The sequence below is a fragment of the Labrys sp. ALF-8 genome, assembly GCF_059699065.1.
In genome coordinates this window covers 2,881,312-2,903,974 of sequence record NZ_AP048537.1, presented here as the reverse complement: position 1 = coordinate 2,903,974, position 22,663 = coordinate 2,881,312, and the positions used below count along the sequence as shown (strand labels likewise).

Here is a 22,663-nt window from a genome sequence, read left to right as displayed (position 1 = left end):
CTGCGGGCTCGCCCTTCGTACGATATGATCGTGTACGATCGACCTTCAAAAGGCCAACTCCGTCATGAGGTTGCATGATTCATCCGGTCGTGGCTCCGCTCGACCAGACGGCTGTACATGAAGTCCACAAATACCCGTACCTTCGGTGAGAGCTGGCGGTTCGAGGGCCACAGCAGATTGAACTGGCCCCCACCGCCCAAATGCTCCGGCAGTATGAGTTGCAGGGTGCCGCCGTCCAGAAGATCGCGCACGATGAAGTCGGGCATACAGCCGATACCGATCCCCGCCAGCGTGGCGCCACGCAACGCCTCCATGTTGTTGCAGGTAAACACGGTGCGAATGCGTGGCTCCGCCTCGCCTGCATCGAGCAGCAGTGGCCATTCGAGGAGCTTGCCGCTATTGGGCAGGCGGAACTGGATCGCGCAATGGTGGTCGAGGTCGCGCACGCGCTGCGGCACACCGCACCTGGCCAGATAGGTGGGTGCAGCGCAGAGGAGATGCTGAAAGCGACAGAACACGCGTGACATCAGCCGGGAATCCGGCAGGTCGCCGCTACGGATGGCGATGTCGACGCCCTCCTCGATCAAGTCGACCAGCCTGTCGTTGAAATCGAGATCGAGTTCGATCTCCGGATAGAGCAGCGTGAATTCGGGCAGCACCGGCATCAGCAGGTGATAGGTGACGATGGGCGTCGAGACGCGCAGCTTTCCACGCGGCGTCTCACCGGCACCGACGACGGTGGCCCAGGCGTCGTCGAGATCATCGAGGATGCGCCGGCAGCGCTCGTGGAACAGGCGGCCTTCTTCCGTCAGGCGGATGCTGCGCGTCGAGCGCTGGAACAGCCGCACGCCCAGTTCATGCTCGAGCCGCACCACGGACTTGCCGACCGCCGAGGCGGAAAGGCCCAGCACACGCCCCGCCGCCGCGAAGCTGCCAAGATCCGCAGTGCGCACGAACGCCTGAATCGTGCCATGCCTGTCCATTCCTGCCTCCTCCAGAAAACGCGATAGCATCCAGTTGGGGCGCGTCATGACTCCAGGCCAGTCCGGCAGACCTTCAATTGCGGAATTATTTTCCGATATCATCGGAAGGAAGGCCTGATTTTCCACCCAATGCGGCGCGTCTAGATTGACTGAACGGACTTGCGCGGCGCTACGGCCGGCCTGCCCCGAAGGCCTTCCCCTCTCGAGCATCCATCATGACAGATACGACAATGGCCGGGAGCGCGGCCAGCAAGGCGCTCATTCTTCTCGCCGTCTGCCTGGCGGCGGTGAGCATGCCGTTGACCTTCACCGGCCCCGCCGTGGCGCTCACGGCGATCGCGAGGAGCCTCGGCGGCAGTCCCGTCGCCCTCAACTGGGTGACCAATGCCTTCATGCTGACCTTCGGCAGCGCCCTCATGGCCGCGGGAGCGCTCTCCGACAGTTATGGCCGCAAGCGTATCTTCATCGTCGGCGTGGGCGCCTTCGCCCTCACGTCGCTGGCCCTGATCGAAGCCCGCTCCATCCTCGTGTTCGACCTGCTGCGCGCCGCCCAGGGCCTTGCGGCGGCCGCCGCCTTCGCTGGCGGCATGGCGGCTCTCGCGCAGGAATTCGACGGAACGGCCCGAACACGAGCCTTCAGTATTGTCGGCGCCAGCTTCGGCACCGGCCTGTCCTTCGGGCCCATTGCTTCCGGGCTGATGAGCGAAACCTTCGGCTGGCCGAGCATCTTCCTGGTCACCGTCGCCCTCACCACGCTTTCCCTCGTCATCGGCATCGCCGTGCTGCGGGAATCGCGCGATCCCCAGGCTGCCGGGCTGGACTGGCCTGGTGCCGTCAGCTTCACGCTGGCACTGACCCTGTTCACCTATGGCGTGCTGCAGGCCCCCGAAAGCGGATGGACCGATCCCCTGGTCATCGGCCTGCTTGCCGGCTCGGTCGCGCTGTTCGGCCTTTTCGGCGTGATCGAGACCCGTGTCGCACGCCCGATGCTCGACCTCACGCTGTTTCGCTATGCCCGCTTCGTCGGGGTCCAACTGCTGGCAGCCTCGCCCGCCTATGCCTTCGTGGTTCTGCTCATCCTGCTGCCGATCCGCTTCGTCGGCATCGAGGGCGTCGGCGAAATCGATGCCGGCCGTCTGATGATGGCCCTTTCCGCGCCGCTGCTCGTGCTCCCGCTGGTCGCCGGCTGGCTCACGCGGTGGCTGTCGCCCGCCGCGATATCGGGCGGCGGCCTGCTGTTCTCGGCCGGAGGCCTATTCTGGCTGAGCTTCCTGCCGGCCGGCGGGAACGTGCTGGCCATGCTGCCGCCCATGGCCATGATCGGCGCGGGCATCAGCCTGCCCTGGGGCCTGATGGACGGGCTTGCGGTCTCGGTGGTCCCAAGCGAGCGGGCCGGCATGGCGACCGGCATCTTTTCCACGGTGCGTGTTGCTGGCGAGGGGGTGGCGCTCGCCGTCGTGAGTGCCGTGTTATCCGCCCTCACGGCTTCGCATCTAGCCGGCGACCATGCCCGCGAGGGGGCTCAGAGGCTGGTGACCGGCGACGTGGCAGGCGCAGCCGTTCTCCTGCCCGACCTGACACACGCAGCCCTGATCCGGGGCTATGGCGCCGCCTTTTCGAGTCTGCTCCTGCTTCTCGCCGGAATCACGGTGGTGACGGCCCTGGTGGTATTCACCTTCCTGGGCGAAGGGCGCGCGGCAAAGGCCTGCACGGAAGGAGCCTGAGCCATGTGAAGCCCTGTCGGACCGGAGCCTCCCTGTGGGACTTGAAATCAACTCCGCTGCATCCGCTCAGATCGGCCGCGCCTTGTCCGCATCGAGCCACTTGTCGAAGAAGTAGGCGATCTGCTTGTGCCACCAGGGCCAGTCATGGCTCACGTCGTGGCCCCAGAAGTCCACCCAGGCCGGGATGGCCTTATCGCGCAGAACGGCATCGAGGCGTCCTGTATCCTCGATCATAGGCTGTTCCCAGGCGCCCTGGCCGCAGCAGAAGAACAGGCGGCGAGACCGGATTCGATCGAGCGTCTCGCCATCGGGCAGACCGGGCAGGTAGTTGAGCGGGGAGTTGAAGTAGATCTGGCCGTCCAGCGCCGCACCGAAGAAATGGCGCGTGGAATAGACCCCGCTCAGCGCCACCACGCCGGCAACCCAGTCGGGAAAGCGGAAGAGGAAATTGCTGGCGTGGAAGGCGCCCATCGAGCAGCCGGAGAGGATCGGCTTGCGTCCGCCCTCATGCAGGATCTCCGGCAGCAACTCCTCGCGCACATAGCGGAAATAAGCCTCGTGCCGGCCGATGCGGCCCTGCAGGTCGTGACTGCCGGAAAAGAAGCTCTCGCCGTCGATGCCGTCGACCGTCCACACCCGAAGCTCCCCGGCCTCGATGCGGTCGGCCAGCGCGCCGATGCCGCCGGAATCCTCATATTGGTAGAAGCGGCCGTTCGAGGTGGGGAACACGAGCACCGGGCGGCCTGCGTGGCCGTAGATCTTGAATTCCATCTCCCGCCCGAGGTGATGGCTGAACCGCTTGTTATACTCGATCTGCAACGCCTACTCCGTAGCCTGGATGAATTGCACTATCGCTTTCACCTCGTCGAAATCCTCGGACCGGAACTGATAGGCGAAATTGCCCATTGCCCTGCTGAATACGTCCTCTATCGGCGAGAAATGCACGATATTGCCTCCATGGGCATCAAGAATGGCCTGATGGTCGTTGACATACCTTATATGGTTCTTCCGGCTTGCATAGCCGACGAAATAACGCCCCTTGAAGGGACCGCCAGCCTTGTTGCCCATCACCATCTGCGCCCATTCGCGATAGACGTCCATGTCATAGGCGTAGTTGATGGCATCCGTCATCCAGGCGCCGGGCGGGCGCATGTTGATCTCCAGCGCGACGATGCGCCCATCGGCCCGGGTCTGGAAGAACTCGATGTGGAAGAACTTCTCGCGGATATCGAAAGCCGCGATGGCAGCGCGCCCGGCCTTCTCCACCTCCGGATCGATCGAGGGCAGGCAATAGTAGTTGAGATGTGAGTCTGCGTTCACCACTCCCATGATGCTCTGCTCGAAGCGGTGGCTGGCGGCAAAAACGATGCGCCCATCCCGGTCGACCAGCCCGTCATAGGTCAGGATGATGCCATCGATGAATTGTTCGCAGACATAGCTGACGCCGGCGACCTTCGACTTCTCGAAGGCATCGAGATCCTCCGGCGAAGCCAGCTTCACCGTGTTGCTGGCGCCTGATCCCTGGTCCGGCTTGATGACGACCGGATAGCCGACCCTGCCGACGAAGGCCTCGACGCCGGCGCGGTCGACATATTTCACCTGCCGGATGGTCTCGATTCCCGCCCTGTCGAAAAATTCGCGCATCTTCGACTTGTGCTTCAGGTTCTCAACGAAATCGCGCCGGATGCCCGGAATGTTGAAGTCGGTACGGATACCCGCATCCAGCTCGAGCCAGTGCTCGTTGAGGGACTCGAAGCGGTCGATACGCCCCCAGCGATGGATGAAATGGCCCATGGCGCGCAGCACCTGATCCTCATCCGCCATATCGGCGATGCGATAATACTCGCTGAGAGCTCCCTTCAGCCTGGGCGCGAGATGATCATAGGGCGCGTCGCCGATACCCAGCACCGTGGCGCCAGCTTGCCGCAGGCGGTCACAGAACTCCGCCCCATTCGTTGGAAAATGCGGGGAAAAGAACACGAACTTCACGGCAGAAGCTCCAGGCGGGAGAGGTCGATTCCGCTTACAGCATGCGCGGCCTAAACTGAAGCCCGGGAGTCTTCGCAGATCCTTCAGGCCGGTACGCGGGGAAAGTGGCAAGCGACGCTCCGTCCATCCGCCAGCGGACGCAGGGTCGGACGCTCGGTTCGGCAGCGGTCGGCAACGGCCGGGCAGCGGGTGGAAAATTTGCATCCCTTGGGAGGATTTGCGGGGCTTGGCACCTCGCCCTCGAGGATGATGCGCTCGCGCCTGCCCTGCCCTGCCCGCCGCGGTTCCGGGATGGCCGAGATCAGGGCCTCGGTATAGGGATGGGCGGGCCTGTCGAACACGGTGTCGGTGAGACCGATCTCGACGATGGAGCCGAGATACATCACCGCCGTGCGGGTGGATACCTGCCTGACCACGCTGAGGTCATGCGCGATGAAGATATAGGTCAGTCCCAGGCGCTCGCGCAGATCCGCGAAGAGGTTGACGATCTGAGCCTGCACGGAGACGTCGAGCGCCGAGACGGGCTCATCCGCCACGATCAGGCGCGGTTCCATGGCGAGGGCGCGTGCGATGCCGATACGCTGGCGCTGGCCGCCCGAAAACTCGTGCGGGTAGCGGTCCGCATATTCGGCCGGCAGGCCGACGAGGCCCATCAACTCGCGGACCCGCGCATCGATCTGGCCGGGCGGCCGGATGCGGTGGACGCGCAAGGGTTCGGCGATCAGGTCGCCCACACGCCGGCGCGGATTGAGAGAAGCCGAAGGATCCTGGAAGATCATCTGCATCTTGCGGCGGAAGGGCTGTAGTTCCTTCCGTCCCGCATGGGTGATGTCGACGCCCTCGACCATCAACCGACCTTCGGTCACGTCGTAGAGCCGCGTGATGCAACGCCCGAGCGTGGACTTGCCGCAGCCGGACTCCCCGACCAGTCCCAGCGTCTCACCCTCGGTGACGGAGAAGGAGACGTCGTCGACGGCCCGCACGAGACTGCCGCTCCCCGGCAGCATCGTGCGCCCGATCTTGTAATACTTCGACAGATTGAGGACATCGAGGATGCGGGGCGGGATGGCCGGCTGGGGCGAGAAGGCGTTCATGCGGCGCTCCCCTGCAGAGGCAGCACGGTCCGACGCAAGGCTTCACGCTGCTCCGGCGCGATGAAGCAGAGCGAGGCGCGATCGCCCTCCGTCCGGCGCGGCGGCACGGTGGAGCAGGGTTCGAACCGCCAGCGGCAGCGAGGCGCGAAACCGCATCCCGGCGGCAGGTTGGCCGGCGAGGGCGGCGTGCCGGGGATCGAGGTGAGCCGTGCCGGCCTTTCGCCCCGCAGGGGCGGGATGGAAGCCAGCAGCCCCCAGGTGTAGGGGTGCCAGGGATCGTCGAAGATATCCTTCGTGTGCCCTTGCTCCACCACGCGGCCGGCATACATCACCAGCACGCGGTCGGCCATCTCGCCGACCACGCCCATGTCGTGCGTGATCAGGATGATCGAGGAGCCGAAATCCCGGCGCAACCTCTTCAGCAACTCCAGCACCTGAGCCTGAACGGTCACGTCCAGCGCGGTCGTCGGTTCGTCGGCGACGAGCAGCGCCGGATTGCAGGACAGGGCCATGGCGATCACCGCACGCTGGCGCATGCCGCCCGACAGTTGATGCGGATAGCGATCGACCATGGTGGAGGGGCTCGGCAAGCCCACCTCCCCCAACAACTCGATGGCGCGAAGGCGCGCGGCGCGCGGCGAGATGCTCTCATGGGCGCGGATCTGCTCGGCGATCTGCCAGCCGATGGTGTAGACCGGCGTCAGTGCCGTCATCGGATCCTGAGAGATCAGTCCGATATCGCGGCCCCGGATCCTGCGCATCTCGCGATCCGACATTTCGAGTATGCGCTGGCCCCGGAACAGCACCGAGCCTTCGATCTTCGTGGTGCGCCGGTCGGTAAGGCCCAGGATGCTGAGCAGCGAAACGGTCTTGCCCGAGCCAGATTCGCCGACGATCGAGACGATCTCGCCTTCGCCGATCTGGAAGGACACATCGTTGACGGCGGTGACCTTGCCGCGTTCCGTGGCGAAGGAAACCGTGAGACCGGAAACGTCGAGCAGCGTCTTGTCGGGCTGGATCCCGGCGGGTTGCGTCATGTCAGGCAGTCCTCACGCGCGGATCGAGCAGAGCATACACCACATCGACCAGGGCGTTTGCGGCCACCACGAAGAACGAGGCATAGATCACGTTGGCCAGGATCATCGGCAGGTCCAGGGTCAGCAGGGCGAGATAGGTGAGACGGCCGATGCCGTTGAGGCCGAACACCACTTCGGTCAGCAACGCTGTGCCGCCGATCAGGGCGCCGAAGTCGAGGCCGAACATGGTCACGAACGGGATCAGCGAGGTGCGCAGGGCGTGGCGGATCATCACCCGTGCGGGCCCGAGGCCCTTGGCCCTGGCGGTGCGGATGAAGTCCTCCTGATAGGCCTCGACCAGATTGGCGCGCAGCACGCGGCCATAAATGCCGACATAGAGCACCGCCAGCGAAAACCAGGGAATGATCATGGTCTTGAACCAGCCGAACGGATCCTCCGTCAGCGGCTTGTAGCCGAGGCCCGGCACCCAGCTGAACGCCCATGTGTCGTGCCAGGTCTTCTGCGTGAGCAGGTTGAGCACCTCGCCGAACCAGTAGACCGGCATGGAGACGCCGATGAGGGCGAGGATCATCAGGAGCGTATCGACGATGGTGCCGCGCGTGGCGGCGGCGAAGACGCCGACCAGCAGGCCGCCCGCCACCCACAATATCGCTGCCCCGAACACCAGGGAGAGGGTGATCGGGGTGGCCTCGATGATCTGGGGCACGACCAGTTCGCCCCGGTTCACGAAGGAGTTCAGGTCGCCGGTGACGAACAGGCGCTTCATCAGGAGCGCGTATTGAACCGGCAGCGGCCGGTCGAGCCCGAAATCCTTGCGGACCGCCAGAACGGTCTCCGGCGAGGCATTGCGGCCAGCGATCCGGGCGGCGGGATCGGACCCGGGCGTGGCGAAGAAGATCATGAAGGCGATGACGCTGACACCGAACATCACGAAGATCATCTGGAGGAGGCGGCGGGCGAGAAAGAGCAGCATGGCCTAGCCCCTGAACTTGGCGCGGGGGTCGAGCGCATCGCGCACGCCATCGCCCAGGACGTTGAGGGTCAACACGGTCAGCACGATGGCGATGCCCGGCGCCAGCGAAACCGCGGGACGCGTGTAGAGCAGCGAAAGCCCGTCCTGAATGACGGTACCCCAGCTCGCATCCGGGGGCTGCACGCCCACGGAAAGGAAGGAGAGCGAGGATTCGGTGACGATGTTGAGCGCCATCATCAGCGGCATGAAGACGATGAGCGTGGTCGAGACATTGGGCAGGATGTCCCGCAGGAGAATGCGCCAGCGCGGTATTCCCAGCCCCTCGGCGGCGAGCACGAACTCGCTGTGCTTGAGCGAGAGCACCTGCCCGCGGATCGGCCGCGCCACATACGGCACGTAGATCACGCCGATGATGACGATCGGCAGCAGCAGGCTGCCCGAGCCGATCGTGAACGGGCCGATGACCAGCGACTGATTGATCAGCACGATCGAGAGCGAAATCGCCAGGAGATAGACAGGAAAGGCCCAAAGCAGGTCGAGAAAGCGCGACAGCACGATATCGACAACGCCGCCTGCGAAGCCGGAGACCACCCCGCAGAAGGCGGCGAGCACCAGGCAGAGGATCGTCGCCGCGCCCGCGATCAGCAGCGAGTTGCGTCCGCCATAGAGAAGGCGGGCGAAGACGTCGCGGCCCTGTCCGTCCGCACCGAGGAAATAGGCCCCCCTCCACGTCGGTCCGATCGGCGTCACGCCGAGGCCGAGCCCCTCGGTGGAGGGCTGCATCACCGGCACGCGCTTGCCGTCGACGAGGATCTTGCCCGAGAGATTGGAACGGAAGGGATCGTTCTTGGCGATCTGGCTGGCATAGAGGGGCGCCAGCAGGCACATCAGCACGATCAGGAGGAAGCCGATGCCTGCGATCACCGCCGCGCGGTCGCGCATGAGCTTGCGCCCCGCCCGGACCCAGGGTCCCTGGCCCGACCTCTCGCGGATGCCCGTACGCTCCGCCGGGCTGTCCTGTGAGATATCCGCCTCTGCCGTCAATGGGCGTTCCTTGTTCTGCGCAGACGCCCGCAAGAGATATTCCGAGCGCGCCACCAATCGCGCCCCTCCCCTCTGCGGGGAGGGAGGCTCATGGCATCATGCCCTCTTCTCCACCCGCTTACCGTTGGCGGTGGTGGAGAAGGGACCCGGGTTTCCTTCCACTGGGCTTCCGCCCGAGGCCTCACTTCACCCAGGCTTGCGGGAAGACCCACTGGAACTCCAGCGAGAACTTGAAATTGCCGACGCGCGAGGAGACGAAATCGACGCGCTTGGGCGTGAACAGCGGCACGGCCGGGGCGCCCTTGTCCATCAGTTCGGCATCGAGCTTCGCCCACTCCTTGTTGGCGCCCTCCGGATCGGTCACGCCCTGGAGCATCGCCGCCTTCATCTTGGCATCGAAGTCCTTGTCGCAATAGCCGGAGATGTTGATCGAGGAATCCGAGCCGGGATGGAAGGAATCGCAGCCGAACAGCACGTTGAGGAAGTCCGAAGCGGCCGGATAATCCTGGTACCACTGGCTGACGCTGATCTGCACCTTGTTGTTGGTGTTCTGGATATAGGTGAACTGGATGTTGGAGGAGATCGGCTTGACGCTGGCGTCATAGCCCAGATCGTTCAGAACACTCTGCAAATAGGTGCCGACGGCCTTGGATACCGCCGTGTCCTCGGTGATGATGGTGACCTTCTGGCCGGCCGTGCCGGACTCCTTCACCAGTTCCTTGGCCTTGTCGAGATCGGGAGCCGACCAGTCGGTGCCGGGATCCTTGGTGTAGATGCAGCTGTCGACATGCCCGGGGAAGTTCGGTGGCAGGATCTGGCAGGTGGGCGTCGCGAGCTGGGCGCCACCGAACAGGCCGACGAGCGCGTCACGGTCGACGGCGTAGTTCAGGGCCTTGCGTACCCTCACGTCGTTGAAGGGAGGCAGATTGGTATTCATCGGGGCGTACCAGAAGGCGGTCAGCGGCGTGACATGCACCTGGCTCGCATATTTCGTGCCGAGTTCGTTGAGGCGGTCGGCGGGCGGGGGATCGAACACCCAGTCGGCCTGGCCGTTCTGCACGGCCGTGATGGCAGCCTCCTCGGTGAGGCCGAAATCATAGTCGATCTCGTCCGGGAAGCCGTCCGGCTGGGCGTCGGCGCTCCACTCCTTGAAGTTGGGATTGCGCACCAGCTTCATCCGGCTGTTGGGATCGTAGCTGGCAATCACATAGGCGCCGGTTCCGGGGATCGGCGTGGTGCCGGCATCCTTGGTGGGTGCGTCCGCCGGCAGGATCGAGGCGTGCGGGACGGCGAGCTTGTACATGAACTCGGCGTCGGGCGCGACCAGGTGGAAGGTCACCGTACCGGCCGCCGCGTCCCCCACCACGCCCCCGTCGAGCGTGCAGGTATCGGCGGTCTTCAGGCAGGCGTCGGCCCCCACGATGCCGTTGTAGAAGGAGCCGGAAGTCGGGCTCGATACCTTGAAGATGCGGCGGAAGGAAGCGACGACGTCATCGACGCCGACCTCCTTGCCGTTGGAGAACTTGATGCCCTTTCGCAGCTTGAAGACATAAGTCTTGCCGCCGTCCTGGGGGGTCGGCACGGCTTCGGCCAGGTCGGGCACGATGGTGAAGCTGTCGGGACCGTCGGCCTTCTTGAAGGCCACCAGGCCGTCATAGACGTACTGGAACACCTGCCAGTTCTTGAGGGTGTAGTTGATATGCGGGTCGGCGGTGCCTTCGGCCGCGTTGGTGACCAGACGCATGACGCCGCCACGATGGGCCGCATCATCGGCATGGGCGGTGCTGCCAAGGCCCGCAGTCAACGCCGTGGCGGCGAGGGCGAGGGTCGCTAGCGTCGGTAGGCGTCTTGCTCTGGTCATGGCTGGAAGATCCCCTGCGATCTGGAAGACTTTTGGATGGAATGGACGTCAGTCGTTCTCGGCGAGGAAATCCCCCACCACTTTCAGGCACAGTTCGGTCTCCTCGACATGAGGCATGTGGCTGGAGTGCTCGAAGATGTGCCAGCGTACATCGGGAATGTTGTCGGCATAGGGCTGCACGGTCTTGCGCGTCGCCTCGTCATAGTGCCCCGAAATCAGCAGCACGGGAACATCGATGGCATGCAGGCGGTCTATGACCGACCAGGTCTTCAGCGTGCCGATGACATGGAATTCGCTCGGCCCGTTCATGGTGTGGTAAACCGTCGGATCTTCATCGATGGCCGCGAAGGTGCGGGCGACTTCGTCCGGCATCGGCACCACGCGGCAGACGTGCTTCTCGTTGAAGACCTTCACCGCGTCCTGGTACTCCTTGGTGTCGGTGGTACCGGCGGCCTCATGCTTCAGCAGCGTTGCCTGCACCCGCGGTGGCAGTTCCTCGCGCAGGCGGTTGGCCTCGCTGAGCCATAGCTCCATCGAGGCCGGCGAGTCGGCGATGACCAGGGAGACCAACCCCTTGGGCCGCGTCACCGCGAATTCGGAACCCAGCATGCCGCCCCAGGACTGGCCGAGCACGTGATAGGCGTCGCGGACGCCGAGATGATCGATCAGGTTGTCGAGTTCCTTCTTGAAGAACTCGACGGTCCAGAAATCGGCTCCCTTGTCGCGCAGATGGGTCGAGCGGCCATTGCCGACCTGGTCGTAGTGGATGACGGCGCGCCCACCCGAGGCCAGACCCTTGAAGGAATCGACATAGTCATGCGTGCAGCCCGGACCGCCATGCAGCACGAAGAGCGGCGGCTTGCCCGAACCGGGATCGCCCGTGATGCGATACCAGGTCTGGTAGTCTCCATAGGGCGCGTAGCCTTCAATGACATTCACGGGGTCTCGTCTCCAGGACAACGGGCAGGAACGGGGTACGGCAGGCCGGGCCTGGCCGATCACTCGATGACAATTCGCGGAAAGTAGAAGGACACCACCCAGTTGGGCTGATCGACGATCTCGCTGATGCGCAGGTCACCGCACACCGAGGCGAGCATGTAGGCGTCCACCGCGGGCATCCCGGTGCGGGTCGACAGAAGGTCGACCATCTGGGCGACGGCGGCGCGGGCGCCCTCGAAAAGGTCAGTGCCGATACCCGTCGTCACCTCGTATCCAGCGGCATCGAGGTGACGCGTCACCGGCCCCGGCGTGGTGAAACGGGGAAAGGCAAGATTGGCGTCCTTCACGAGATCCAGCGTCAGTACGACGTTCATCGGGCTCTCGATGGCGGTGCCGCAAACCTCGCCATCACCTTGCGCGGCGTGGGTGTCGCCCACGGAGAACAACGCCCCGTCTACCTCGATCGGCAGATAGAGCGTGGTGCCGGCAGCAAGATCGCGGATATCGAGATTGCCGCCCACACGGCGCGGCGGCACCACGGAATGCGTGCCGGGGGCGGACGGCGCCACGCCGATCGTGCCGGCAAAGGGCTTCAGCGGGACTTTGGCCCAGGGCGACCAGGCCGCAGGGCTCAGGGTGTCGCGGTCATAGCTCCACAACTGCAGCGCCGTTTCCTTGAACTGATCCGCCAGCAACCCGAAACCGGGAATATTGGCCGTCCAGCCGAAGCCGGAGGGCTTGAAGGCTTCGATGGTGACCTTCAGTGCGTCGCCGGGTCTTGCGCCCTCCACCCGGATTGGTCCGGTGACGGGGTTGATCCGGGCAAAATCGAGGCGGGAGACGTCATCGAGCTTGCTGGAAGGGGTGAGCTGGCCGCCCGAGCTGTCGAGGCATTCGAACTCGATGGTCTTGCCGGGCTCGATGGTGAGAACCGGGGCGTTTGCCCTGTCCCAGCCGAAATGATGGTTGCGTCCGTGGATGGTGTAGTCGCAGGCTTTGCACATGGGACGAAACGCCGGCTGGGAGGAATTGAACCGAGGGGAGGAAAAGAAGGGTTCAGCTTCGTCGTCGCGGGCGCTCAGATCTTCGCAGCAAGGTCGTGGACAGGGGACCATGCACGTCCCTGTTTCGGCGCCATCGGTGATGGTCACTCGCCCGCGATGAAGACATGACACGAACCTCAAGACCGGTCTTCTCGAGATCGAACAGCCAGAAACGCTGCTGCCGCAACCGGTTTCACCGAGCGTGCGACGGCTTCCGGCTTTCGTCAATCACCCCCTGTGGTGAAAATTATTTCCCGACCGCCCGTTTCTTGCGCAGACAATCCGGGCCGGCCGGCCGTCGGGGAGAGACCGGGAGCCGCGCATCGGGAGAATGACGGACATCATTCCTCAGACAATTTATGCTGGAAGCTCAAGCACAAGTGCTGTCATCGAGTGGCGCTTCCGCGCCGGGAGCACAGGGCCCTGAGCGGTGCGTTCTCGCCCTGGCCGGCACCTTGATGTGCTCAATTATTCAGCAATTGCGGCTCGGGTGGTTTTGGGCTCTGCCACCATGAACGCCGGCTTCGCGGCGGAACGCGCAAGAAAGAAGTGCCGCCCCGGGGACAGGCACTTCGGTTGCAAGCTCCCCGGCAAGGAAGGAGGCCGGCTGGAGAGCCGGCGCTTCCGGGCTTACTTGTTTATCATCGGCAGGTTCAGTCCCTGCTCCTTCGCGCAATCGATCGCGATCTGGTAGCCGGCATCGGCATGGCGCATCACGCCGGTGCCGGGATCGTTGACCAGCACGCGGGCGAGGCGGCGGTCGGCGTCCTCGGTGCCGTCGCAGACGATGACCATGCCCGAATGCTGCGAGAAACCCATGCCGACACCGCCGCCGTGATGCAGCGACACCCAGGTCGCGCCGGAGGCTGTATTGAGCAGGGCATTGAGCAGCGGCCAGTCGGACACGGCATCCGAGCCGTCGCGCATGGATTCGGTCTCACGGTTGGGCGACGCCACGGACCCGCTGTCGAGATGGTCCCGGCCGATGACGATCGGCGCCGAGAGTTCGCCCGTGCGAACCATCTCGTTGAAGGCGAGGCCAAGCCTATGGCGCTGGCCGAGGCCCACCCAGCAGATGCGCGCCGGCAGGCCCTGGAAGGCGATGCGCTCGGAGGCCATGTCGAGCCAGTTGTGCAGGTGCTTGTCGTCTGGGATCAGTTCCTTGACCTTGGCGTCGGTCTTGGCGATGTCGGCGGGATCGCCCGACAGGGCGGCCCAGCGGAAGGGCCCGACGCCACGGCAGAACAGCGGACGGATATAGGCCGGCACGAAGCCCGGAAAATCGAAGGCGTTGTCGACGCCGACTTCCTTGGCCATCTGGCGGATATTGTTGCCGTAATCGAAAGTCGGCACGCCCATCTTCTGGAAGTCGAGCATGGCGCGCACATGGATCGCCATCGACTTCTTGGCCTCGGCGACGACATGCGCTGGCTCGGTACGGGCACGATCCTTGTATTCGGCCCAACTCCAGCCGATGGGCAGGTAGCCGTTCAGCGGGTCGTGAGCGGAGGTCTGGTCGGTGACCATGTCGGGCCGCACACCGCGGCGCACCAGTTCCGGCAGCACCTCGGCGGCATTGCCGAGCAGAGCGACGGACACGGCCTTCTTCTCGGCCTTGGCCTTCTCCAGGATGGCGAGGGCATCGTCGAGATCCCTGGCCTGCACGTCGACATAGCGGGTGCGCAGGCGGAAATCGATGCTAATCTGCTGGCATTCGACCGCGAGCATGGAAGCGCCGGCCATGGTGGCGGCAAGCGGCTGGGCGCCGCCCATGCCACCGAGGCCGGCGGTGAGGATCCAGCGGCCAGAGAGGTCGCCGCCATAATGCTGGCGGCCCGCTTCGACGAAGGTCTCGTAGGTCCCCTGCACGATGCCCTGCGAACCGATATAGATCCAGGAGCCGGCCGTCATCTGGCCGTACATCATCAAGCCTTCGGCATCGAGCTGGTTGAATTTCTCCCAGGTCGCCCAATGAGGCACGAGGTTGGAATTGGCGATCAGCACGCGCGGCGCATCGGCGTGGGTCCTGAATACGCCGACCGGCTTTCCGGACTGCACTAGGAGCGTCTCGTCGTTGTTCAGTGCCTTCAGGGTGCGGACGATGGTATCGAAGCTCTCCCAATCGCGCGCGGCGCGGCCGATGCCGCCATAGACGACGAGTTCCTTGGGATTCTCGGCGACATCGGGATCCAGGTTGTTCATGAGCATGCGCAGCGGCGCTTCGGTGAGCCAGCTCTTCGCATTGAGCTCACGACCACGCGGGGCGCGGATTTCGACATCACGGAAACGGGCATTGCTAAGCATGTATAGAGCCTCTCATGATTTGTATATACAAGTTAGGCAACAAACAGGCCCATTGTCAAGGCCTTCCTGAGACCATCGCCCCCCCGTAGGCTCCTGAAACCGTCGCGCATGCCAGGAAGGAAGAGGCCGGCGCGCACCCCGGAACATCTCACCTATCCCACCCGGTTCGACTGTCGTCTGTTCTCGATCCGGTACCGGCCGCCAGGAAGCAACAATCGCACCGCGGTCACGACATGATCGGGAGGATCCACCTCCTCTCCTTCCGGAGCCGGCCCGCCGATCCAGCCCGTCGCCCAGGTCCGGCGGCGGATGAGAAGGCACGGGTCGGCGCGCGAGATGGCGAGCAGCTTGCTCTCCCAGGGCTGCGGCAGCACCGCCTCGATACGATGCTCCGCCTCGCTCCAGGGCACGACAGCACTCAGCACTTCATTCGGCGTCAACCGGGAGAAGTCGGCCTCCAGATAGTGCGGCACAACCAGCGGATTGACGAAGCGATCCTCGAGCTGGACCGGCACGTCGTTCTCGCAATGCACGATTATGGAGTGGAAAATCGGGCTTCCTATCGGCAATTCCAGCAAATCGGCCACGTCCGGCGTCGCCTTCAGCGTGTCGAGCAGCAAGACCTGCGCGCTGTAGTCATGGCCGCGCGCCCGGATCTCGTCGGCGATATTGGTCACCGCGAAGACATCGGAGCGGCTGTTGCCGCCCGCCACGAAGGAGCCCCGCCCCTGCATTCGCACCAGCACGCCCTCGAGGCTGAGCTCGCGAAGGGCGCGGTTCACGGTCATGCGGCTGACGCCGAGCTGCTCGACCAGTTCGCTCTCGGAAGGAATCCGGAAGTCGGGCGGCCACTCCCCGCTGCGCACGCGCGCCAGGATATGCTGCTTGACCTCGGCATAGAGCGGGGTAGCGCCGACCTCGGGCTTCTTTTCCGGCACCATGCTCATATTTGCGCCACCCTTCAAAAAAGCGTCACGTCGATATCTCAATGCGCTTGCGCCCGCTGAAAATTTATGTATACCACTTATACATACAAGTTGAGCAGACATCGGTACCAAACATGCCCGATTCCCGCCCCCAACTCCAGAGCGCTCGCACCCTGCACGCAAGCAGGGCCCTTCTCCCCCATGGCTGGGCCGAGGATGTGCACATCGAGATCGACGGAACAGGCACGATCGCCACCGTCACCCCGGATGCTCCGTCCAGCGGCGCTGAGATCGCGGCCGGCCCGGTGCTTCCGGCCATGCCCAATCTGCATTCCCACGCCTTCCAGCGCGCCATGGCGGGCCTCGCCGAGGTTTCCGGCGCGGGCAGCGACAGCTTCTGGACCTGGCGGGAGGAGATGTACCGCACGGTGGGCGAGATCACGCCCGAGGACGCCCAGGCGATCGCCACCAGGCTCTATGTCGACCTGATGAAGGCCGGCTTCGGCTCGATCGCCGAATTCCACTATCTCCACCACGACAAGTCCGGTTCCCTCTATGCCGACCGCGCCGAGATGTCGAAGCGCATTCTCGCAGCCGCGCGCACGAGCGGCATCGGCATGACGCTGCTGCCCGTCTTCTATGCCCACGCCAATTTCGGCGGTGTCGCTCCGCATGAGGGCCAGCGACGCTTCATCCACGGCATCGACGGCTTCGAGAGGCTGATGGCGGAACTCGGTCCTGCCTGCGCCGAGGCCGGCGCGACGCTCGGTTACGCCTTCCATTCCCTGCGCGCCGCCACGCCCGAGGAGATGAACGAACTGCTCGCTGGCCTGCCCGAGAACGGGCCGCTGCACATCCACATAGCCGAGCAGCAAAAGGAAGTGGACGATTGCATTGCCTGGAGCGGCAAGCGCCCGATGCAGTGGCTGTTCGACCACATGCCGGTCGACGAGCGCTGGTGCCTGATCCACGCCACCCATGCCGATCCCGCTGAAATCGGACGCATGGCGGCGAGCGGCGCCGTGGCCGGTCTGTGCCCGGCCACGGAAGCCAATCTCGGCGACGGGATCTTCGAGGCGGTGACCTATCGCGCCGAGGGCGGGCGGCTCGGCATCGGCACCGACAGCCATGTCTCGCCCAGCGTGGTGGAAGAACTGCGCACGCTCGAATATTCGCAGCGCCTGCGCGACGAGCGCCGCAATCGCCTTGCCAACGGCCCGCATCGTTCCGTCGGGCGCGACATCTATGACGCAGCCCTGGCGGGCGGCGCGCAGGCACTCGGCCAGCCCATCGGCGCCATCGCGCCCGGCAAAATCGCCAGCCTCGTCGTCCTGGATGGCGACGATGCATTCATGGACAGCGCGCGGGATGACGCTATTGTCGATCGCTGGCTGTTTGCGCTCGGCGACCGGGCCGTGCGCGATGTCATGGTGGGAGGGCAGTGGCGCATTCGCGACAGGCGCCATGAACAAGACGACGACATCAACGCGGCCTTCAAGACCGCGATCCGCAATCTGGCCCGCCGCTGAAGGCGAGCCGGACAAATGACCAAACCCACAGGGGACAAAACGATGAAGAAGACCCTTCTCTCCACGGCTCTGCTGGCACTTGCCACCTTCGTGGCAGCGCCGGCGGTGCAGGCCAAGGACTGGAAGACCGTGACCATCGGTCTGGAAGGCGCCTATGCGCCCTGGAACCTGACCAAGCCAGACGGCACGATGGACGGCTATGAAATCGACCTTGCCAACGACCTTTGCGCCCGCATGAAGGTCGAGTGCAAGTTCATCGCGCAGGATTGGGACGGCATGATCGCCGGCCTCAACGCCGGCAAGTTCGACGTGATCATGGACGCCATGTCCATCACGCCGGAGCGCGAGGAGCAGATCGCCTTCTCCCGTCCCTACGCCCAGACCCCGGCCGGCTTCGCGGGCCTGAAGTCGAGCGACCTCGCCAAGATGGAAGGCACCGGCACCACGGTGACGCTGACGGGTGACGCCGCCCATGACAAGCCGACGGTCGATATCCTGCGCAAGGCGCTGACCGGCAAGACGATCGGCATCCAGACAGCCACCGTCTACACCGACTTCGTCAAGAAGAACTTCGGCGACGTCGCCACCATCACCGAATACAAGACCGCGCCCGAACATGACCTCGACGTCACCGCCGGCCGCATCGACGTCGCCTTCGACGACGACACCTACTTCACCTCCGCCTTCGCCCAGCCCGGCAATGACCAGATGACCCTGGTGGGTCCGCAGATCGCCGGCGTGATCTGGGGCAAGGGCATCGGCCCGGGCTTCCGCAAGTCCGATGCCGACCTGCGCGACATGTGGGACAAGGCGATCGGCGAGGCCATTGCCGACGGCACGGTGAAGAAGCTGTCGCTGAAGTGGTTCAAACTGGACGTCACCCCGGCCTCGGGGTCCTGATCCTCCGAATGCGCAGCCCTTCCCCCGCAGGGAAGGGCTTTCCTGCAGGGCGAGGGAACGGTCTGAGGATCGGACAGCCCCCTCTCGTCCACGCCGCCTGGCCCGATCACAGCATGGCGGCCCCTCCGGCGCGGGCGGAACGTTCCGTCCGGCGTTGCCACGGCCCGCATCTTGCATCGGCAACCTCGCGTTGCAGGACGCGCGACTTCATGGCCCATCCTGAGAGGAGAGCCGAAACGTGGATTTTTTCAGCACTGTAGCAGACCGGCTGGCCTATCTCGGCTCGGTGCTCGGATTCGGCCAGACCGGATGGGGCCTCTTCCTGCTGGGCGGCGCAGCCATGACGGTCGCCGTGACGGTCGCCGCCATGGTCATCGGCGCCATCGTCGGTTCCTTCGTCACCTGGGCCAAGCTCTCCGACACCGCCGTCGCGAAGCTCGTGGGCAACATCTACACCATCGTCCTGCGCGGCGCGCCTGAACTGCTCATCATCTACATGGTCTATTTCGGCAAGGTGGTCGACGTCATCGGCAACGGCATCGCTGCCCTAGGGCTTGGCGACAGCAACATCATCAACTCCTTCCTCGCCGGAGCGCTCGGGGTCGGGCTGATCTCCGCGGCCTACCAGGCGGAAGTGTTCCGCGGTGCCTACACGGCCATCGCCAGGGGCGAGGTCGAGGCGGCGCGGGCCATCGGCATGCCGCGCTTCATGCGGTTCCGGCGCATCATCGCCCCGCAGATCATGCGCTTTGCCATTCCGGGCCTTGGCAATGTCTTCCAGCTCAGCGTCAAGGATTCGGCCCTGATCTCCGTCACCGGCCTGGTGGAGATCATGAATGCCAGCAACAAGGCGGCCGGCTCGACCAAGCAGTTCTTCATGTTCTTCATCGTGGGCGCCTGCCTCTATCTGGTCCTGACGAGCTTCTCGACACGGATCTTCGATGCCGGCGAGCGGCGCGTGGCCAAGAGCTTCCGCCGTCCGGTTGGGATGTAGGTGCGGCATGGACACGAATTTCCTCGTCACCAGCTTCCAGCAGATCCTGACCGTCCTGCCGACGACCATGCTGCTTTTCGTGCTCTCGGTGCCGATCGGCGCGGTGCTCGCGGTCCTGCTCCTGTGGATGCGCATGAGTCCCAACCGGTTTCTCTCGCGCTTCGCCAAGACCTACATCTTCTTCTTCCGCGGCACGCCGCTGCTGATCCAGATGTTCCTGATCTTCTACGGCCTGGCGCAGTTCCAGTTCTTCCACCTGCCGCCGATGTGGTGGGTTCTTGCGAGCCGCTTCGGCACCGCCGTGCTCTGCCTGGCCCTGTGCACGGCCGCCTATTCGGCGGAGATCTTCCGCGGCGGCCTCCTGGCCGTTCCCGCCAGGGAGATCGAGGCGGCCCGTGCCATCGGCATGTCGGGCTTCAAGCTGCTGCGGCGCATCATCGCCCCGATCGCCCTGCGGCAGGCCCTGCCCGCCTATTCGACCGAGGTCGTGCTGATGCTGAAATCCACTTCCCTGGCCGGACTGATCGGGGTGGTGGAAATGACGGGCGTTGCCCAGGCCATCGGCCGGCGCACCCTTCACGAGGTGGCGACCCTCGCCCTCGCCGGCATCGTCTACCTTGCCGTCGGCTTCGTCATCATCCTGCTGCTCGGCTGGGTCGAGCGTATCCTCTCCCCCCATCTGCGCGTCATGCCGCCCAGTGCGCAGACGCCTCGCAAGATCGTCGGCTGAAAGGACCTCTCATGGCCGCATCTCCTGAAATCGCGCTCAGCGTCACGAACATCCGCAAGAGCTTCGGTAATCACGAAGTACTGAAGGGCATCTCGCTCGACGCCCACCAGGGCGACGTGATCTCGATCCTGGGCGCCTCCGGCTCGGGCAAGAGCACCTTCCTGCGCTGCATCAATCTCCTGGAAACGCCGGACGAGGGCGAGATCATCGTCGCCGGCGAGAAGATCGAGATGCGCCGCAACAAGGCGGGCCATCTCGAGCCGTCCAACGGCAAGCAGGTGGACCGCATCCGCTCCGAGCTCGGCATGGTGTTCCAGAGCTTCAATCTCTGGTCCCATATGACCATCCTCGAGAACCTCATCGAGGGTCCGGTGCATGTGCTCAAGCGCCCCAAGGCCGAGTGCATCGCCGAGGCCGAGGCACTGCTGGAGCGCGTGGGCCTGGCCGAGCGGCGCAACTACTATCCCTCGCACATGTCGGGCGGCCAGCAGCAGCGCGCCGCCATCGCCCGTGCCCTGGCGATGAAGCCGAAGGTCATGCTCTTCGACGAGCCCACATCCGCGCTCGATCCCGAACTCGTGGGCGAAGTGCTCCGCGTGATGCGCGGCCTCGCCGAAGAGGGTCGCACCATGCTGGTGGTCACCCATGAAATGGGCTTTGCCCGCAACGTCTCCAATCGCGTGATGTTCCTGCACAAGGGCGAGGTGGAAGCGGACGGGTCGCCGGACGAACTCTTCAAGGAGCTGAAGTCCGAGCGTTTCAAGCAATTCATCTCGAACCAGCACCACCACTAGGGCCCTGAAATCGCAGCGTCATTCCTGCCGATGAGCCGGTCTCTGTGAACAGGGCCCTCGCCGGTCGTCCGGAATGACGCACAGATCTCCCCGCCCCGCGAGTCCGAGTTTCTTTTCTTCAAGTCGCCCCGTCGATCGCGCGTCCCTTCACGTCAAGTCTCGTTTCATGTCCATTGTCCTCGATCGTCCTCTCACCTGGCAGCAGGCAGCTGCCGTCGCCAATGGCGAGCACCTCACCCTCTCGGATGCCGCATGGCAGCGCCTGGCACAGGCCCGTGCCATCGTCGATGCCATCGTCGAGAAGGGTATCCTCGCCTATGGCGTGAACACCGGCGTCGGCGGGCTGGCAAACGTCATCGTCGACCGGCCGAAGCAACAGCAGCTCTCCCGCAACATCGTCATGAGCCATGCCGTCGGTGTCGGCTCCTCGCTCGCCGGGGTCGAGACGCGGGCGATCATCGCCGCAGCCATCAACAACTATGCCCATGGCCATTCGGGCGTGCGCCCGGCCGTGGTGGGGCAGATGCTTGCCCTGCTGGCTCATGACTGCATTCCCGAAGTGCCTTCGCTCGGCTCGGTCGGCTATCTCAGCCACATGGCGCATATCGCCCTGGTGCTGATCGGCGAGGGCTTCGCGGTGCATGACGGCCAGCGCCTCACGGGCGCCGAGGCGCTCGCGCGCATCGGCCGCGAACCGCTGGTGCTGGAGGCCAAGGAAGGCCTTAGCCTCGTCAACGGCTCACCCTGCGTCACGGGTCTCTCGGCCCTGGTGCTGGCCCGCGCGCACGGGCTCCTCGGCTGGGCGGACGTGGCGGCAGCCATGAGCTTCGAGAATCTGCGCAGCCAACCCGTGGCCTTCGACGCCGTATCGCTCGCGCTGCGCGTCTCGGACGGCATGCAGGAGACGGGAAGCCGGCTTCGTGCCCTGCTGGAAGGCAGCGCCATCCTCGCCGCGGCCGCCGGCCGCCAGACGCAGGACCCGCTCAGCCTGCGCGCCGTGCCGCACGTGCACGGAGCCGTGCGCGACGCCCTCGCCGGTATCGGCCTGGCCGTCGACCGCGAACTCGCATCCGTCACCGACAATCCCGCCGTCATGGGCACGCCGCAGGCGCCGCAAGTCTATTCCGAGGCTCACGCCGTAGCCCCGCATATCGCACTCGCGATGGACACGGCCGGCATCGCGATCGCCGAACTCGCCGCCATGGCCGAACGCCGCATCGATCGGCTCGTCAATCCGCACGTCTCAGGCCTGCCAGCCTTCCTCGCGGCCGACAGCGGTGTCGCCTCCGGCTTCATGATCGCGCAGTACACGGCAGCCTCGCTGGCGGCGCTCAACCGCCGCCTCGCCAGCCCCGCCAGCCTCGACGGCGGCATCACCTCAGGGCTGCAGGAGGACCATCTCACCCACGCCACGCCCGCGGCCCTGAAGGCCCTGCAGATCCTCGACAATGCCGAGCATATCCTCGCCATCGAATTGATCGCCAACGCACAGGCCTACGACCTTCAGCAAGGCGGTCACGCCCGTGCGCCCGGCACGGAAGCCTTCTATCGCGACATCCGCAGCGCCCTGCCGCCCTATCGCGACGACCGCCCCCTGGCCGGCGATATCGAGATCGCCCGCGGCATCCTGCGGCGGGGAACCGCATAGGCCCCGGATGCGAGGACATGCTGTCCGCCCAAGGCGCTCCCAACGCGGTGTGGCGATCACCGACCGCCATCTTCCTCTCCCAGGAAGCGCCTCGTTTCCGGGGATGGTGCTCGGAGCACCTTTTCGTGGAAAGGGCGGCACCGCCCCCTTC

General features: G+C 64.9%; 19 protein-coding genes. 7 read left to right on the top strand and 12 right to left on the bottom strand.

The window, feature by feature from the left end:
- Positions 1-62: 62 nt before the first annotated feature.
- Positions 63-983, bottom strand: a complete 921-nt coding sequence (locus tag AC6H34_RS13325; protein ID WP_497539888.1) for a LysR family transcriptional regulator — start codon at positions 981-983, stop codon at positions 63-65.
- Positions 984-1,198: 215 nt separating this feature from the next.
- Here AC6H34_RS13325 and AC6H34_RS13320 point away from each other — a divergent pair, with 215 nt between their 5' ends.
- Entirely contained in the window at positions 1,199-2,707 is a 1,509-nt protein-coding gene (locus AC6H34_RS13320) for an MFS transporter (protein WP_497539096.1), read from the top strand.
- Positions 2,708-2,773: 66 nt separating this feature from the next.
- Here AC6H34_RS13320 and AC6H34_RS13315 read toward each other — a convergent pair whose 3' ends face one another.
- The 11 genes from AC6H34_RS13315 to hutC all read right to left on the bottom strand — a co-directional run bounded on the left by AC6H34_RS13315 (position 2,774) and on the right by hutC (position 15,938).
- Positions 2,774-3,526, bottom strand: coding sequence for an esterase family protein (locus tag AC6H34_RS13315; protein WP_497539095.1), 753 nt, complete (start codon positions 3,524-3,526; stop codon positions 2,774-2,776).
- Between the two features lie 3 nt (positions 3,527-3,529).
- Complete coding sequence (locus AC6H34_RS13310; protein WP_448149506.1) at positions 3,530-4,696, bottom strand: ATP-grasp domain-containing protein; 1,167 nt, start codon at positions 4,694-4,696, stop codon at positions 3,530-3,532.
- Positions 4,697-4,779: 83 nt separating this feature from the next.
- Complete coding sequence (locus AC6H34_RS13305) at positions 4,780-5,790, bottom strand: ABC transporter ATP-binding protein (RefSeq protein ID WP_448149507.1); 1,011 nt, start codon at positions 5,788-5,790, stop codon at positions 4,780-4,782.
- The gene (locus tag AC6H34_RS13300) at positions 5,787-6,827 is read right to left on the bottom strand and encodes an ABC transporter ATP-binding protein (RefSeq protein WP_448149508.1); all 1,041 of its coding nucleotides are present in this window, start codon (positions 6,825-6,827) and stop codon (positions 5,787-5,789) included. Before AC6H34_RS13300 ends, AC6H34_RS13305 begins: the two co-directional genes overlap by 4 nt.
- A 1-nt stretch (position 6,828) precedes the next feature.
- Positions 6,829-7,800: an ABC transporter permease gene (locus tag AC6H34_RS13295; RefSeq protein ID WP_448149509.1), complete on the bottom strand. Its 972-nt coding sequence runs from the start codon at positions 7,798-7,800 to the stop codon at positions 6,829-6,831.
- A 3-nt stretch (positions 7,801-7,803) separates the two neighbouring features.
- On the bottom strand, positions 7,804-8,844 hold the full coding sequence (locus AC6H34_RS13290) for an ABC transporter permease (RefSeq protein ID WP_448149510.1): 1,041 nt from the start codon (positions 8,842-8,844) through the stop codon (positions 7,804-7,806).
- 181 nt (positions 8,845-9,025) lie between these two features.
- A complete protein-coding gene (locus AC6H34_RS13285; protein WP_448149511.1) occupies positions 9,026-10,705 on the bottom strand; it encodes an ABC transporter substrate-binding protein in 1,680 nt (559 codons plus the stop codon).
- A gap of 48 nt (positions 10,706-10,753) precedes the next feature.
- Complete coding sequence (locus tag AC6H34_RS13280) at positions 10,754-11,644, bottom strand: proline iminopeptidase-family hydrolase (RefSeq protein WP_448149512.1); 891 nt, start codon at positions 11,642-11,644, stop codon at positions 10,754-10,756.
- Positions 11,645-11,703: 59 nt separating this feature from the next.
- The gene (locus tag AC6H34_RS13275) at positions 11,704-12,648 is read right to left on the bottom strand and encodes an acetamidase/formamidase family protein (protein ID WP_448149513.1); all 945 of its coding nucleotides are present in this window, start codon (positions 12,646-12,648) and stop codon (positions 11,704-11,706) included.
- A gap of 669 nt (positions 12,649-13,317) precedes the next feature.
- On the bottom strand, positions 13,318-14,991 hold the full coding sequence (hutU, locus tag AC6H34_RS13270; RefSeq protein WP_497539094.1) for a urocanate hydratase: 1,674 nt from the start codon (positions 14,989-14,991) through the stop codon (positions 13,318-13,320).
- Positions 14,992-15,143: 152 nt separating this feature from the next.
- The gene (hutC, locus tag AC6H34_RS13265; protein ID WP_497539093.1) at positions 15,144-15,938 is read right to left on the bottom strand and encodes a histidine utilization transcriptional repressor HutC; all 795 of its coding nucleotides are present in this window, start codon (positions 15,936-15,938) and stop codon (positions 15,144-15,146) included.
- Between the two features lie 113 nt (positions 15,939-16,051).
- Here hutC and AC6H34_RS13260 point away from each other — a divergent pair, with 113 nt between their 5' ends.
- The 6 genes from AC6H34_RS13260 (at position 16,052) to AC6H34_RS13235 (ending at position 22,512) form a co-directional block, all read left to right on the top strand.
- On the top strand, positions 16,052-17,446 hold the full coding sequence (locus AC6H34_RS13260) for a formimidoylglutamate deiminase (RefSeq protein WP_497539092.1): 1,395 nt from the start codon (positions 16,052-16,054) through the stop codon (positions 17,444-17,446).
- Between the two features lie 42 nt (positions 17,447-17,488).
- Complete coding sequence (locus tag AC6H34_RS13255; protein ID WP_497539091.1) at positions 17,489-18,346, top strand: transporter substrate-binding domain-containing protein; 858 nt, start codon at positions 17,489-17,491, stop codon at positions 18,344-18,346.
- A gap of 238 nt (positions 18,347-18,584) precedes the next feature.
- A complete protein-coding gene (locus tag AC6H34_RS13250) occupies positions 18,585-19,340 on the top strand; it encodes an ABC transporter permease (protein ID WP_497539090.1) in 756 nt (251 codons plus the stop codon).
- A 7-nt stretch (positions 19,341-19,347) separates the two neighbouring features.
- On the top strand, positions 19,348-20,070 hold the full coding sequence (locus tag AC6H34_RS13245; protein WP_448149519.1) for an ABC transporter permease: 723 nt from the start codon (positions 19,348-19,350) through the stop codon (positions 20,068-20,070).
- Between the two features lie 11 nt (positions 20,071-20,081).
- Positions 20,082-20,864 (top strand): ABC transporter ATP-binding protein, encoded by a 783-nt coding sequence (locus AC6H34_RS13240; RefSeq protein ID WP_448149520.1) that lies wholly within the window; start codon positions 20,082-20,084, stop codon positions 20,862-20,864.
- A gap of 166 nt (positions 20,865-21,030) precedes the next feature.
- A complete protein-coding gene (locus AC6H34_RS13235; protein ID WP_497539089.1) occupies positions 21,031-22,512 on the top strand; it encodes an HAL/PAL/TAL family ammonia-lyase in 1,482 nt (493 codons plus the stop codon).
- Positions 22,513-22,663: the final 151 nt, after the last annotated feature.

What these genes read in the sequence shown, in the direction of transcription:
- AC6H34_RS13325 (WP_497539888.1), bottom strand. Translation starts at nt 983, where the DNA reads ATGGACAGGCATGGCACGATTCAGGCGTTCGTGCGCACTGCGGATCTT.
- AC6H34_RS13320 (WP_497539096.1), top strand. Translation starts at nt 1,199, where the DNA reads ATGACAGATACGACAATGGCCGGGAGCGCGGCCAGCAAGGCGCTCATT.
- AC6H34_RS13305 (WP_448149507.1), bottom strand. Translation starts at nt 5,790, where the DNA reads ATGAACGCCTTCTCGCCCCAGCCGGCCATCCCGCCCCGCATCCTCGAT.
- AC6H34_RS13300 (WP_448149508.1), bottom strand. Translation starts at nt 6,827, where the DNA reads ATGACGCAACCCGCCGGGATCCAGCCCGACAAGACGCTGCTCGACGTT.
- AC6H34_RS13295 (WP_448149509.1), bottom strand. Translation starts at nt 7,800, where the DNA reads ATGCTGCTCTTTCTCGCCCGCCGCCTCCTCCAGATGATCTTCGTGATG.
- AC6H34_RS13285 (WP_448149511.1), bottom strand. Translation starts at nt 10,705, where the DNA reads ATGACCAGAGCAAGACGCCTACCGACGCTAGCGACCCTCGCCCTCGCC.
- AC6H34_RS13275 (WP_448149513.1), bottom strand. Translation starts at nt 12,648, where the DNA reads ATGTGCAAAGCCTGCGACTACACCATCCACGGACGCAACCATCATTTC.
- hutU (WP_497539094.1), bottom strand. Translation starts at nt 14,991, where the DNA reads ATGCTTAGCAATGCCCGTTTCCGTGATGTCGAAATCCGCGCCCCGCGT.
- hutC (WP_497539093.1), bottom strand. Translation starts at nt 15,938, where the DNA reads ATGAGCATGGTGCCGGAAAAGAAGCCCGAGGTCGGCGCTACCCCGCTC.
- AC6H34_RS13260 (WP_497539092.1), top strand. Translation starts at nt 16,052, where the DNA reads ATGCCCGATTCCCGCCCCCAACTCCAGAGCGCTCGCACCCTGCACGCA.
- AC6H34_RS13255 (WP_497539091.1), top strand. Translation starts at nt 17,489, where the DNA reads ATGAAGAAGACCCTTCTCTCCACGGCTCTGCTGGCACTTGCCACCTTC.
- AC6H34_RS13245 (WP_448149519.1), top strand. Translation starts at nt 19,348, where the DNA reads ATGGACACGAATTTCCTCGTCACCAGCTTCCAGCAGATCCTGACCGTC.
- AC6H34_RS13240 (WP_448149520.1), top strand. Translation starts at nt 20,082, where the DNA reads ATGGCCGCATCTCCTGAAATCGCGCTCAGCGTCACGAACATCCGCAAG.
- AC6H34_RS13235 (WP_497539089.1), top strand. Translation starts at nt 21,031, where the DNA reads ATGTCCATTGTCCTCGATCGTCCTCTCACCTGGCAGCAGGCAGCTGCC.